We start from the raw sequence: 13,381 nt of genomic DNA on the forward strand, positions 1-13,381 counted from the left end.
ACGAACCTATTTTTACTACACCTTCTCCCCATTTATTTTGGGCATTTAATACATTTTATTTAGTTATCATGTTTATAAAGTTTGATTATTTACAGTATTTAAAAACTCATTTCTTTTTAAATCATCTTCAAAATATCCTCCATATGCAATAGTAGTAGTAAAACTATTTTTGTCTTTGATTCCTCTAGAAGAAACACATAAATGCTTTGAACAAATCATAACAATTACATCTTCTGTCTCCAATGCATTTTGTAGCTCTTTAAGGATTTGTATGCTCAATCTTTCTTGAACTTGAGGACGATGTGCATAATAATCTACCAAGCGGTTTATTTTTGAGAGTCCTACCACTTTTTCTTTTGGGAGATATGCAATATGAGCATGACCAATTATGGGCAAAAAATGATGTTCACAAGCAGAATCGATAGTGATATTTTGCTCAATAAGCATTTTTTGATAACCGTATTTATTTTCAAAAGTCGAAAGCTTTGGTTTATTCTTTGGATTTAATCCATAAAACAATTCTTTAACATACATTTTGGCTACACGATAAGGAGTACCTGATAGGCTATCATCAGATAAATCGAGCCCTAATTCTTCCATTATCAATCCAAAATACTCCTGAATATTTTTAATTTTTTCATCATCAGATTTATCAAAAGCATCTGAACGCATCGGAGTTTCAACACTACTTGATAAATGGTTGTTTCCTATTACTTCTATCTGTTCTTTATTCATGGTTTCTACAACAGTTATCAGTTTTACATTGGCAATAATTCAAGTTGTATACATGTAAGAGTACTAGTGAAGATGCCGCTATATAAGTAAAGCTTTCTGATATAGAAAACAGTTCCATTTTTTCGTTCATTATCACTGCAAATAGTATTGAAAAATTAATCCATAATGCAGTTCTTATTATAGTACTAGAAGTGGTTTTAGCCGAACGGTATACTGCAAAAAAAGAAACCATTAAGAACAAGAAATCAATATATTTCCAATATGTATGAATACTTGCATAATTATTTATTGTATATGCTTGTGTAAGAAAAATAAAGGGGGTTACTAAACAATGTAGGATACATAATGTACTTGAAAGTATCCCAATATTATCGGATTTATGTAATGCTAATTTTATCATCTACATTTATTAATACAACTCAGTTGCAAATATAAATATTTTATTCACTATTGCAACTTAATCGCATTAACATTGTAGTTTTATAACAATCCGAAAAACGCAATATTCTGCTTAATTGATTATATCATTAGTATTAAATGTATCTACTTATCTTATTTCTAGCTCTTATACCCTAGAAATATCTCAGCATGGAGCAAAACTTAGCCCCTCTAATTTTGATCAAAACTAGAGGGGCTAAGTGTATTATCAGTACTTTATATTATAAATTCTTTCTGTTTTTCCATAAGAATTTTTCTTTATTGGTATCATTCCATTGGGTTAAATCTGTAAGCATTTTTTCTATAGTTGCTTTCTCTAGCCATTTACCATTAACAAATACTCCAGAAATTTTACTCGTATTTCTTATATCTTCTAAAGGATTTTCATCTAGTAAAACTAAATCTGCAAGTTTATCAACCTCAACAGTTCCTATTTTATCGTCAATCTTAAGCCATTCTGAAGCTAATCGTGTCGCAGAAGCTAATGCTTCTTCATTAGACAATCCTGCATCTACTAATAGCTTTATTTCGTCATGTAGCGAGAATCCCCATACCACACCAGAAATACCAGCATCTGTTCCTGCAACCATGGATACACCTGCCTCTTTAAAAGCTTTGACTATTAGTTTATGAAAATCTGCTTGTTTTTGAAAATACGTAATCAGTTCTGGAGTTGCATTTTTATTATAACTATTTGATGTAATCCATTTATTTTGCATCAATGGATGTACATATTTTAAACTAGGTAATGTCTTAACACTTTCTAAGGATTTAGCTTGTTTAATAATCCATTCCATATTAGTTAGGTTAGGAATTAGCCATGTACCGTTTTCTTTTGCCAAACGAGCAAACTCTTGAGCTTTTTTATAACTGTAGTCTTCGGTTTGCTTTGATAATTCTTCGGCATGAGCAATTAATCCAAAATGAGGGATAAAAAATTCTTCAGCAGGCTTTCCTTCAAACGCTGTAGGGACATGACCTACAACTTTCATTTCTTGTTTTTGAGCCTCATCAACTATAGCATTAAATGTTTCTGGAGTTAACCACGTATACACTTTAATAAATCTATAGCCTAATCCTTTTGCATTTCTTACTGACTGTCGACCTTCTTCTGGCGTTGTTGCTACTATTTCGTTTCCTTCTCCGTCAATTACAGCTGCTATAGCCATACGTGGTCCTATGACACTTCCTTTTTCGATCTCATCTCTTTGAGAGAAATGCCCTATTCTACCGCTTAACTCAAATACCGTAGTCACTCCGTTTGCCACATATGGTGTCATCATATTTTGAGTATCAAATGTTAATGTTGCACCACGTGTAGGATATCCTTTAGAAAAACTTCCGCTTGAAAGGTTATGTACATGCATATCAATTAATCCTGGAATAAGCCATTTATCTCTTCCATCAATTATCGTAGCATTGTTAGGAATAACTGCATTTATCGATACAATTTTATTTTTCTCAATAATCACAGTAGCGTCTTCTATGATCTTATTGTCAACTGTCATCGGAATAATATTCACATTCTTGATAACAAATACTTCTTCTTTTTTTGCTACTTCATTTCTGGGCGATTGGTTTGACGTTGTACATGCGTTAAAAACTATTAAAAGACATACAATTATTAGTGATTTATAAAATCGATTATTATTAGTCATATTCCTATGTTTTTTAGAAGGAATGACAAAATTAAATTGAAGGAACTAAGTAAAATAGTATAAATCAGACATTCTAAATAAACCGAACTGGGAATTTTGAAATCCCCATTTCTGTAATAGAATTAAAAAAGTTACTAGGATTATGCTGAGTTAATAATTTAAATTCTCTCAAAAAATGTGATGCATCATAGAAATTATTATCATAGCATATATCTGTAAAATTTATTGGATTTTCGCTTTGTACTTTATAGGCTATAGCGTTCCTAAATCTTGTGATTTTTTTATATGCTTGAGCAGAACATCCTACATAACTATTAAACTTTCTGTTTAGTGTTCTCGTGCTCATATTACATTGTTTTGCAATAGTAGCTATGGTGATATTTTGGTCTTGTTGAATTAAGGTAATTGCCTTTCCTAAATAATCTATTTTTATATCCTTAAAGGCGTTGTAAAAATATGTCTCTGCGAGTTCTACTTTTTTATCGATTTCTTCAATGTTACTTATCGTTTCTCCTAATTTGATTAAATCATCATGCTTAATTTCCTGAAAATTATTAGGCGCTAACTTTTTATAGGGTTTATCAAAAAAGTAATTTATTCCTAAAGTTGTAAAGTCAATCGAAAATTCATCAAATACGCCTTGATATCTTATTTGAACAGGATTAAGGTATTTTCCAAATAATTCTACTTTTGAAGGAGCTTTAGGGTTCTGTATAAACTGAATCTTATTTTCAAATCTTTTGATTTCTGTATTAACGGTCAATACCATAGTAGTCCCTATCTGTGGAAAAATATCATAATTGATATCTCTTTGTCCGTTACTTCTAAGGATACTAAAGCTTTGAATATATTTCTTAAGAAATTCAGATTTCGGTTTTATTTCTTCAATCATTTTTAATCAAACTTTAACCTTCTATTTTCCATAACATTTTCTCATCCATATGGAAAACCTCATGATTGTTTTCTGTTATGCTATTTGCAATTAAGCGCTAAGACTATCTGTAAAAACCAAATCGCCTTCTTGTGATTTAAATTGCCTATTCTACACACTTAAATCTTAACTGCCCTTGTAATACTATTCACTATATGTGTTTATTGTATGTATCGTAAAGATGAAAAATGTTACCTTTCTGTTACACTTTTATTTAATATGGCTTTTAAACCAAGTGATTATTTCTTGAAACGAATCAAACTTAGGATAGGGTAATGAATGACTTTTTTTGTCATAAATTTTTATTTTATACTCTTTATTATAGGATTCAAGTTGTTTTGCCAGTTCTATTGCTCCCATTACTGATACTCTTCCGTCTTGACGTGAATGTAAAATATAAGTGGGTGTATTTATTTTATCAGCCCATTGTACAGCAGAGCGTTCATAAAAATATTGCTCTTTATTTCTCTTAAAATCTGGCAAAATATTTTCTAATCCCTTATAATTAAATTCTTTTTCTAGGTCGGACCAGCCAGTAATAAATATTGGCCTTTTTTCCGTTTGAAGTTTATAATCGGCAACACCTCCTACAACCGCAGCAGCATTAATATTAATTTTTTTAAGACTTTGATATGTCATTTGACCACCTCTAGAGACTCCCATCATAAAGATGTTATCACTATCTATATTATCGTTTTCTTTAATTGCTTTATAAAGATTTATTACATCATTTACATCATCACCTCCAGACTGATCAATAGCGCCTAATTCTCCGACATATCGATAGTTTGATGCATACACTGCAAAACCATTTTTAGCAAGCCAATAAAAATCTGGTAAATCTTCTTCGGATAATCTTCCTATGTTTCCCGTTCCTCCTCGATTGTATATAATAACCGGAATTTTCTTTTTTCCTACTTTTTTGGGACGACAAGAAAAACCTTCTACTTCAAACTCATCACTTTTGTAATTGAATTTTTCGTAGATATAGTCTGTTTGATTTTTAGCTTTTTCATAAGACAAACTATCATACCTATATTTTGCAAGAGGACTAATCTCTTTATATGATTTTTTAATCTCAATAGGAGTTATATTATAAATTTTTGATTGAGCAAAAGTCTGAACATATCCTATAATTACAATTAATAAAATTTTTATTGTTTTCATCTTATCAATATCTATATCGTTTTGTTATTCTATTACCAATACTCAAATATTCTAGAGATTTCCCCATTCTTAAATTCAAAAAACGTCATTTGCGGTTCTCCATCTTTAATTGTATTTTCTTTTTTTAAAACATAACTTCTTTCAATAGTTACCGCATTTAATCCTATTATTTTATTCTTGATTTTTACATCTGCAACTTCTCCGTCATACCCTCCTTCTTTTTGATTACGTACATATCCATTATATAAATCTTCTCTAGTATAGGTTCCTCCATATTTTGGATGTATATAGGTAAAATCATCTGAAAAAAGCTCAAAAATCTTATCAATATCTTCAATTGTAGAGTTTGGTTGAAATACTTTAAGATTCAAATCATAATAGGCTTCAACCAGTGTAGCCAATGAATCTTTATGTTGTTTAGTAACATTTTGGGCTAGTGTTTGATTCATTGTCCATATAATCAAAAAAATAGAAACTACTGTTTTCATATGTGATATTGCCATTTAATTTTACACTTAAAATCTGGAATTAAAGCCACTTATAGACTTTGCAGTATTAGTTCTTGAGTTAAACACTTTTAATGTCTGTCTTCAAACTAGCTCAAATATCCTTTATAAATCACCTAAAAAAAGAATTGAATCTGTTATAATTTTGATAATATTTTCAGGTAATTCATCTATTTCAAACTTATAGATAATGAATCCTTCTTAATTTAACTTTTTTATATATTCAATCGCTTCATCTATATTCTTTCTATAATTATGAATTGAGTATTCAACCTCAACATCCGGAAGCAAAGGACCGTTATATCCTTTCCAGTTTTCCCAATATTTTGTAGAATAGCCAATAAGTATTCTTGAGTTTGGAAGACGAAATCCTCTTGTCTCTCCATAATGGTTAACATTTCCGCTTGTTGCTTCTCCGATAAGAGTAGCATTGAAGTTTCTCTTTAAATTTACAGCATTCATTAATGCCGAAGAAAAGGTATGTCTACCTATTAGCACATATAATTTATCTTTTTCGTTAAGATATGTCGTACGTAATTTATTGAGAAAAGGATCTAAAATCGCAGAATTCCCTCCACTATTATTTCTTAAATCAATAATTATTTTTTGAGGTTTTTTCTTTTTAATATCACTAAATAATTGATCATTAAAAAGTTTAAAAGGAGTATTCTTTTTTTCTGCACAACTTTGATAATTGAAATATAAGATTTTATTATCTGCTATAAAATCATACCAATAATTATCATTTCGGCTATCACGTAAAATCTGTACAGTTGATTGTAATAAAAGGTTCTTTTTATGAAGAGATGAAATTAGGTATGTCGTGTTATCTAAAATGAAGTTTGCTTCTTGATTAGAGGCTATTATATCTAACCCTTTTAATATCCGTGGATTCTTTATAAAGAATTGAGTATACACATCAAAATAAGATTGATTATCATCTTTAATAATCGTTTTCATTTTTTTTATTATCCCTCTACTCGTATTTTTATTAATACCATTTAGTTTTTTATAGCGTAGATGAGCATTTATAGCATCTGTATTCGTAACAAAAATACCTTCTTTAAAAAAGTCAAATTGCAAAGGAAAAACATTCTCATATGAAGGTTCTAGCTTTGTATGCTCATCCCCTATACTTTTTGTTAATTTATATAGTTCAATCTCAAAACTCTCGTCATTTAAGATTTTACTTTTTTCTTTAATGTCTTCAATTTTCTTATAAAAATCTTGTTCTGATATTTTGGCAAATAAGTTTTTGTGTCTCGTGGGCAATTCTTTTTTCAAAAAATCTAGATCTTCAATAATCTGTACTTGTGATAGACTTTGACAATGAACATTTGAAAAATAAAAGAATAGTAAAATCAAGTTAACAAAAACTACTCTTCTACTGTTTTGATAGATCGAATTATGCATTTTATATTGTTTTTTATATAGATAAAAACAATATGTTTTTGTTACATAGTTTTACTATTGCTAAATATAGTTGGAATATTCTCCTGTTTTTATTTCATATTCATATCATGAATAAACGAATATGCTACTAAAACGTATAAAAATGTAATTGTTTTCTTTTAAGTCTTAATATTAGTTTTCGCTATGGATTCAAAACTCTTTATAATAATTGGAAAATAAATCACTTATATTTTATAATATTAAGGGTTTTATCACTTTTCTTCATAATACAAAACAACCATTTAAACATTGCATTTAAATGGTTGTTTTTCTTAATATATTAATTATTGTTTTCTAATTTCTCCAATGATTTCTTATTTCATCTTCAGAAAGTTCTAAAAAGCGAGCAGCGTTATAATAAAAGATATCTGCTTTTTGAGCATTAGTAAGAAATGTTAAGTTATTTATAGCTTGAATCGAGGTATCTATTATTTCTGGAGATTCTACAGGATCAGATCCATATAATATACGTTGACCATAACCAGAGTCAATTAAATCTTTTAAATACACATCAAATCCATCGTGTTGAAAAATCCATGAGATATCTACATATAATAGCGGGTATTTTGCCAATAACACTTTCATTTCTTCTATATATGGCCACCCCGCATGCATTAGATATATCTTTAAATTAGGATGAGTCATTAACACTTCTTCAAATTGTAATGGATTTGCATTATCCGGACTAACATTGTCCATAAGGTGATAAGCTACTGGCATTCCTAACTCTTCTGCCATCGAAAAATATGGTTTAACCTCTTCTTGATTGGCATATAAACCTTGATAGTAAAATCCTACTTCTCCCATAACTTGTAATTTCCCATCTTTATGTACTTGACGTAACTCTTCTACTGTAGGCATACCTAACCCTCCTACCATATTCCCTGGAATTATACGTTCAGGATCTCGTTCATACCAACTTGCTGATGCAAAATTTATCCCACTTAGCATGGCTTTTACAATATTGTACTTTTCTATTTTCTCGTAAGTTTTAACTCGAAACGCTTCAAAATCTTCTTCGGTTAAATCACCTCTAAAATCTATAGCAGTATGCAAATGCATATCAATAACGGGAGAGGATTCTATTACCCATTCATTTGTAGTGTTCCCATTATCGTCAGAACATGAGACAAAGAACATAGCTATTAATGTAACTAAAAGACTTAAATACTTCATTGATTTTTATTTATTGTTGAGAATACAAAAGTATTTAGCGGAATCAGTCGCTAGGTTGTCCATTCTTGCTAACTAAGTAGTATTTTATAAATTCATAATTGAAGATTCAATTCAATATTACTTATTCTATGGGAATACAAATATCGACAATAGATTTATTTTCGGGATGCTCGGTTGGTTTATTATGATAAATTTCAAACGGACTTCTCTCTGCTCTTTTAAATCCATTTTTATCTAACCAAATAAACAGTGCTGCCCATGATTTTTCAAATTCATCTAAGCTAATTTCTAAAGAGCCTATAACACATTTTCCTTCTTCTATTGATGTAGTTCCTATTTGGCCTTCTCCTTTTAAAGGTTCTTCTAACAGCAAACAACGTTGTATACGAATTTTATTAGCTTCAGTTATTTTTAAATTTTCATGATAAATCGTAAGTAAGCTTTCTTTTTTATTCAGTATTCCTTTTGATAACACCCATTTAATCAACTTGTTGAAAGTACTACTTGGATGTTGTTTTCCTAGAGAAGAAATATACGCCAAATTCATTTTGGGCATTTTCTTAACTTCAATTTTTGCATTGTTTTCTAACCAATCCAAAAGAGTGTCTATATTAGAAAGGTATTTTTCGTAAGTAGGGTATGCTTTATTATCTTTTTTCTTAGGATATTTTATAGGTGCATATCTGCTCGTATTTTGTCTTTTAAAGTCTGTTGGATTTACTCCGTAAAACTTTTTAAAGGATTTTGAATACGAAGCTTTATCACTATAGCCATATTTAAAAGCTATCTCTGAAATAGTAGAGCTTTTATAAAGTAAATCAGTTACAGATTTTTCTATTCTTAACCTATTAACATAAGTATTTAAGGTCTCTTTGGTAAGAATTTTAAAAATACGATGAAAATGAAAAGGAGAAAAACAGGCTATTTCTGAAATTATTTTTAAGGATAAGTCTTTATTCAAATTCTCATCGATATATTCAAAAACTTTATTAATCCTACCTGCATGATCATTTTGTGTTTTATTCTCCATGTTTGCTTTATTAAAGTCTTTCTATGTCAATATTATATAATCGTTTGTTAGAAATATAATATTATCCTCAATTTTCTCCGCTTCTCTTACTTTTATTTTATCTAAAGTTAGATCGTTTTAATTCAGTTTATTTAATAGCTCTCGCATTGATTCAGCTAAATCAAACTCATTTTCATACTCCACAATATAGGTTGAACTTCCTGAAGCTGTTGTTGAATATTCGGCATTCTTTTTACGGATATAGATAACTGGTATTTTTTTCGCATAAGCATATCCTATTTCGATTCCAACACCAATTGACTTTGTTGTTAATTCGGCAATAAGAACATCGGTATTGTCAATCTCATTGAATGCAGTTTCCATCATTTCTTTTTCTTGATTAGCTGCAAAATTATAGTTGTCTACAAAAACCAGTAATTCTATATTATTTTCTTTACATGTTTTTTTTAAACCTTCAACTTCTTTGTCAAAAAGTTTTCTGTTTGAATAACTTATCGCTAAATATCCCTTTTTCATATCGTTTTATATATCTTCTATTGTAAATCGGCTATTTTCATTTCCATTATTGGCAAAAACCTATCTTTAATTGATGTTTCTAATTTTCCTACTACTTTAAATCCTATCTGCTTTTTCAATTTTCATTTTTTTGCTAATTAACAAAGGTTTAAGAAATAAAAATGTTCTAAAAAATGAGGTTTTTTATATTAAAATCAATCGATTCCTCCTCTTCCTTTTTAGTTTATAACTAATCTTAAATATAAATAACTTTTACTTCCGTTAAACGCTACATGTCTTTCTTTTATTTATTAGCATTACTTCGTTCATGTTCAATCAACCATTTTTTTCTTTCTATTCCTCCTCCATATCCAGTCATTTTCCCGTTTTTTCCAATCACTCTATGGCAAGGTATAATAATCGAAATTCGATTGCAGCCATTTGCTGAAGCTATTGCTCTAATTGCTTTTGGGTTATTTATTTTTTCGGCTTGTTTTTGATATGTTATTGTCGTTCCATATTCAATTTTTTGCAAATAGTTCCATACTGTATTTTGAAAAACAGTGCCTGGTGCTTCTATATTTACATTAAAAATTCTCCTCTTTCCTTCAAAATACTCATCTATCTCTTTTTTAACTTGTTTGATATGTTTATTCTCTCCAGAAAGAATATTTGCATTTAATAATTTTTGCAAATCTTTAAATTCTGTTTCAAGCATTCGTCTATCTACAAATTCGAGTAAACATATCCCATTATCAGTTGCACAAACAAACATTGGTCCTAATGGTGTTGTAAGTCTATTTATAAGAATTATATTTTTGTTTTTGCTTTGTTTTGGAGACTCTCCTACGAGTTTTTTAAACGTATATCCAAAACCACTTAATGATTCATAACCTGTATCAAATGCTGTATGTGTAGCCTTTTTCCCTTGTTTAAGTTCTTGAAAAGCATTATTTATTCTATACATTCGCTGGTAAGCTTGAAAAGTCATCCCATAATTTTTTTTAAACCATCTTCTTAAAACTTCTGGGCTAATTCCTTTTTGCCTTAATTGATAATCTGTTATTTTCTCTTTAGGGTTTTCTTTAACAAGTGTTATAGCATTAGCAACCTGTTCTGGTGCTTGATTTGCATTTTCTGTTGGTTTACAAACTTTACAAGGCCTATAACCATTATTCAAAGCTTCTTTAAAAGTCGTATAAAACTCTACGTTTTCTTTCTTAGGCTTTCTTGCTCTACACGTTGCAATACAAAAAACAGACGTAGTTTTTACACCTACAAAGAAGATTCCAACAAAGCCTTGTTTTCTTTCTAATAAAGCTTGGTAATATGTTTCTATTGTGTTACGGTCTGTTATTCGCATTTAAAAAATTGATTTAAATGTGTTTTGATCTAGTATTGTTTTTGCTACTTGCTCAAATTGATTATACATATTGTCAAAAAGAAAATTCCCCATACTAATTCGCTTTACACCTAAATGGGTCAATGTATTAAAATCTGGAAGTTTGGGCATACTCATTACATTAATCGGTAAGTTTGTACAATTAACGATTTCTTTTATGTCTACCTCAGCCTCTATACATGGTGTAAAAATCCCATCTGCTCCAGCATCTTGGTAAAGTCGAATTCTTTTCTTTGTTTCTTCTACTGTATTTGGGGCATTTAATAAAAATGTATCAATTCTCACATTTATAAAAATATCAATTTTTTCATTTTCTAAATGCTTTTTTACTTCTGTTAGCGTCTTTGCAAAATTATCAACATCTAATAAGCTTCGCTTTTTATTAACTACGCTATCTTCTATATTAATTCCTACAACACCTAATTGCGCTAATCTTTTAATGTGATTAACGATTTCTTTAGGTTTACGACTATATCCTGATTCTAAATCAACTGACAATGGTAATTTTGTATTAAGTGCAATTCGCTTTACGAAATATTCCATTTCAGAAAATTCCATTTCTTCACCATCATTATATCCTAAAATGGATGCAATTGCCGAACTTGAAGTTCCTATAGCTTGAAAATTTAATTTTTCGGCTGTTTTAGTACTAGGTACATTCCAAACATTTCCTATTAATAATGGTTTGTCTTGACTGTGTAATTTTTTAAATTCCATCGGTGTTATATTTTGTTACAAATGAACAATGATGAAGTTTAGTCAGCAACCGAAAATTTGATGAGTATTTTTTTATCGCGGTATCAGGTATAAAACATATTAAACATTGAATTATTGATGATCAACAATTCAATGTTACCTTTAGAAACATAGCTTATGTTTTTTTATAGCATATTACTACATTTCGTTTGCTATTCTATCAATTTGGCAATTATAACATCCTCGCTTGGCATTATGCACTTGGATGTATTTCGCCTTTTTATTATCAAACACCCTTTGTATAGCTTCTTCTATTCTTTCTCCTTCAATTGTTATTGCATCTATCATTATTCCATCATCATCATAAACTCTTAAAGACAAATACCTATTTTTTAGTATTTCGGGGATTTCATTTTTCTTTAAACAGGCTTCATTAGTGTTTATTCTAACAAAGATTGGTCCTGAAGCACGATATGGTGAATTTGCTTTATGATGTTCATAATTAAAGGCAAGTATTTCTTCTCCTATTTCAGCTTCCTTTAAACTTATTCGACAAGGATATCCTGGCTTTTCATCTACCTTTATTTTAGAGATCCCTTTAGCTTGTAGTTCTTTTTCCTCGAGATTGAATAGCTGTTGAATCTCATTTTGTTTGATTCCTGATATAATAAAATTGTTTTTCATTTTTTATTAGTCTTTAGCCTGACTACCATTCTAGTAAGTAGACGAGTAACTATTGGTCATTAATTTCTCCAACAAATTTCCTATTAAAATTAACTGAATACAATCCGATTATTGCTCATTTATTGAACTGTGCTGCCTCATAGGCATTGATGATTTTCTTTCGTTCATCTTTCCATCGATATTGCCCTACAAACCCGTTATTTTTGATTACTCTATGACACGGTATTAAATACGCTATAGGGTTTTTACCTATTGCAGTTCCTATCGCTCTAACTGCTTTTGGGTTTCCTATTTTATTACCTATGTCTTGATAGGCTACCAAACTTCCTGTAGGGATCTGTAATAATGCTTTCCAAACTTGAATCTGAAAAGGAGTTCCTTTAAAATGGATATTTATTTTCTCTTTTGGAACCTGCCAAGTATCAAAGTATTTCTTTAGTAACTCTCCATTTACATCTAATTGATTTTGGAAGTTAGCGTACGGAAAATCTATGGTCAATTCCTTAAGTGGATCGGAGTGATGATCTAAAAAACTGACTTTACAGATTCCTTTGTTGGTTTCTCCAATTAATGTCTCTCCAAATACTGTTTGTATTACAGCCCATCGAATAGTAAGATCTTTTCCTTTGTTTTTAAATTCTCCAGGAGAAACGGCTTCACACTTTACAAATAGGTCATGTAGTCGCCCATTACCCGATAGCCCCGTCTCGTAAGACGTTTCTAGTGTACTTTTTCCTAACCGAAGTAATGATTTTGAGTATTCTGTTGTAAGATATTGTAAAAACTGTTTGGGAGTAATTCCTGCTCAATCTTGAAATACTCTTTGCAGATGAAATTTGCTCAGGAAAACATGATTACTTATATCATCTAGAGACGGTTGTTGAGTCTGATGTTCATTCAAGAATTTTATTATTTGTTCAACAACATTGTAGTGATTATTTAATTTCTCCATACCACAAAGTTCTTATTATCAACTCATTTTTTCAATCCGTTTTTTGCTCTTTTTTCTAA

14 protein-coding genes are annotated in these 13,381 nt (G+C 29.8%); all 14 read right to left on the reverse strand.

Features of this window, described 5'->3' with window-relative positions; all coding sequences use genetic code 11:
• Positions 1-72: 72 nt before the first annotated feature.
• The 14 genes from folE to ACYEKI_RS12415 all read right to left on the reverse strand — a co-directional run bounded on the left by folE (position 73) and on the right by ACYEKI_RS12415 (position 12,869).
• Entirely contained in the window at positions 73-735 is a 663-nt protein-coding gene (gene folE, locus ACYEKI_RS12350) for a GTP cyclohydrolase I FolE (RefSeq protein ID WP_459211503.1), read from the reverse strand.
• Positions 728-1,135 (reverse strand): MerC domain-containing protein, encoded by a 408-nt coding sequence (locus ACYEKI_RS12355; protein ID WP_459211504.1) that lies wholly within the window; start codon positions 1,133-1,135, stop codon positions 728-730. The genes folE and ACYEKI_RS12355 overlap by 8 nt, the downstream gene beginning before the upstream one ends.
• A gap of 259 nt (positions 1,136-1,394) precedes the next feature.
• Positions 1,395-2,831 carry an amidohydrolase family protein gene (locus ACYEKI_RS12360; RefSeq protein ID WP_459211505.1) on the reverse strand — a complete coding sequence of 479 codons (1,437 nt, stop codon included), beginning with the start codon at positions 2,829-2,831 and terminating at the stop codon, positions 1,395-1,397.
• Between the two features lie 73 nt (positions 2,832-2,904).
• Positions 2,905-3,723: a helix-turn-helix domain-containing protein gene (locus ACYEKI_RS12365; RefSeq protein ID WP_459211506.1), complete on the reverse strand. Its 819-nt coding sequence runs from the start codon at positions 3,721-3,723 to the stop codon at positions 2,905-2,907.
• A 249-nt stretch (positions 3,724-3,972) separates the two neighbouring features.
• Positions 3,973-4,929, reverse strand: coding sequence for an alpha/beta hydrolase family protein (locus ACYEKI_RS12370; protein WP_459211507.1), 957 nt, complete (start codon positions 4,927-4,929; stop codon positions 3,973-3,975).
• Positions 4,930-4,961: 32 nt separating this feature from the next.
• Positions 4,962-5,432 carry a nuclear transport factor 2 family protein gene (locus tag ACYEKI_RS12375; RefSeq protein WP_459211508.1) on the reverse strand — a complete coding sequence of 157 codons (471 nt, stop codon included), beginning with the start codon at positions 5,430-5,432 and terminating at the stop codon, positions 4,962-4,964.
• A gap of 204 nt (positions 5,433-5,636) precedes the next feature.
• Positions 5,637-6,848, reverse strand: a complete 1,212-nt coding sequence (locus ACYEKI_RS12380) for a S41 family peptidase (protein WP_459211509.1) — start codon at positions 6,846-6,848, stop codon at positions 5,637-5,639.
• 333 nt (positions 6,849-7,181) lie between these two features.
• The gene (locus ACYEKI_RS12385) at positions 7,182-8,063 is read right to left on the reverse strand and encodes an amidohydrolase family protein (protein WP_459211510.1); all 882 of its coding nucleotides are present in this window, start codon (positions 8,061-8,063) and stop codon (positions 7,182-7,184) included.
• A gap of 121 nt (positions 8,064-8,184) precedes the next feature.
• Positions 8,185-9,093 carry an AraC family transcriptional regulator gene (locus ACYEKI_RS12390; protein WP_459211511.1) on the reverse strand — a complete coding sequence of 303 codons (909 nt, stop codon included), beginning with the start codon at positions 9,091-9,093 and terminating at the stop codon, positions 8,185-8,187.
• A 117-nt stretch (positions 9,094-9,210) separates the two neighbouring features.
• Positions 9,211-9,609, reverse strand: a complete 399-nt coding sequence (locus tag ACYEKI_RS12395; protein WP_459211512.1) for a nucleoside 2-deoxyribosyltransferase — start codon at positions 9,607-9,609, stop codon at positions 9,211-9,213.
• A gap of 283 nt (positions 9,610-9,892) precedes the next feature.
• On the reverse strand, positions 9,893-10,951 hold the full coding sequence (locus ACYEKI_RS12400; protein WP_459211513.1) for a bifunctional transcriptional activator/DNA repair enzyme AdaA: 1,059 nt from the start codon (positions 10,949-10,951) through the stop codon (positions 9,893-9,895).
• Complete coding sequence (locus ACYEKI_RS12405; protein ID WP_459211514.1) at positions 10,952-11,707, reverse strand: isocitrate lyase/PEP mutase family protein; 756 nt, start codon at positions 11,705-11,707, stop codon at positions 10,952-10,954. It abuts the gene before it with no gap.
• Between the two features lie 177 nt (positions 11,708-11,884).
• Complete coding sequence (locus ACYEKI_RS12410; protein ID WP_459211515.1) at positions 11,885-12,370, reverse strand: DUF1203 domain-containing protein; 486 nt, start codon at positions 12,368-12,370, stop codon at positions 11,885-11,887.
• A 115-nt stretch (positions 12,371-12,485) separates the two neighbouring features.
• Positions 12,486-12,869, reverse strand: a complete 384-nt coding sequence (locus ACYEKI_RS12415) for a methylated-DNA--[protein]-cysteine S-methyltransferase (RefSeq protein WP_459211516.1) — start codon at positions 12,867-12,869, stop codon at positions 12,486-12,488.
• Between the last annotated feature and the right edge of the window lie 512 nt (positions 12,870-13,381).

It is taken from the genome of Aquimarina rhabdastrellae (assembly GCA_947387485.1).
Taxonomy (GTDB): Bacteria; Bacteroidota; Bacteroidia; order Flavobacteriales; family Flavobacteriaceae; genus Aquimarina.

Bases quoted from the DNA above. Each gene is read 5' to 3' on its own strand.
- folE (WP_459211503.1), bottom strand. From the start codon at position 735: ATGAATAAAGAACAGATAGAAGTAATAGGAAACAACCATTTATCAAGT.
- ACYEKI_RS12355 (WP_459211504.1), bottom strand. From the start codon at position 1,135: ATGATAAAATTAGCATTACATAAATCCGATAATATTGGGATACTTTCA.
- ACYEKI_RS12360 (WP_459211505.1), bottom strand. From the start codon at position 2,831: ATGACTAATAATAATCGATTTTATAAATCACTAATAATTGTATGTCTT.
- ACYEKI_RS12365 (WP_459211506.1), bottom strand. From the start codon at position 3,723: ATGATTGAAGAAATAAAACCGAAATCTGAATTTCTTAAGAAATATATT.
- ACYEKI_RS12370 (WP_459211507.1), bottom strand. From the start codon at position 4,929: ATGAAAACAATAAAAATTTTATTAATTGTAATTATAGGATATGTTCAG.
- ACYEKI_RS12375 (WP_459211508.1), bottom strand. From the start codon at position 5,432: ATGGCAATATCACATATGAAAACAGTAGTTTCTATTTTTTTGATTATA.
- ACYEKI_RS12380 (WP_459211509.1), bottom strand. From the start codon at position 6,848: ATGCATAATTCGATCTATCAAAACAGTAGAAGAGTAGTTTTTGTTAAC.
- ACYEKI_RS12385 (WP_459211510.1), bottom strand. From the start codon at position 8,063: ATGAAGTATTTAAGTCTTTTAGTTACATTAATAGCTATGTTCTTTGTC.
- ACYEKI_RS12390 (WP_459211511.1), bottom strand. From the start codon at position 9,093: ATGGAGAATAAAACACAAAATGATCATGCAGGTAGGATTAATAAAGTT.
- ACYEKI_RS12395 (WP_459211512.1), bottom strand. From the start codon at position 9,609: ATGAAAAAGGGATATTTAGCGATAAGTTATTCAAACAGAAAACTTTTT.
- ACYEKI_RS12400 (WP_459211513.1), bottom strand. From the start codon at position 10,951: ATGCGAATAACAGACCGTAACACAATAGAAACATATTACCAAGCTTTA.
- ACYEKI_RS12405 (WP_459211514.1), bottom strand. From the start codon at position 11,707: ATGGAATTTAAAAAATTACACAGTCAAGACAAACCATTATTAATAGGA.
- ACYEKI_RS12410 (WP_459211515.1), bottom strand. From the start codon at position 12,370: ATGAAAAACAATTTTATTATATCAGGAATCAAACAAAATGAGATTCAA.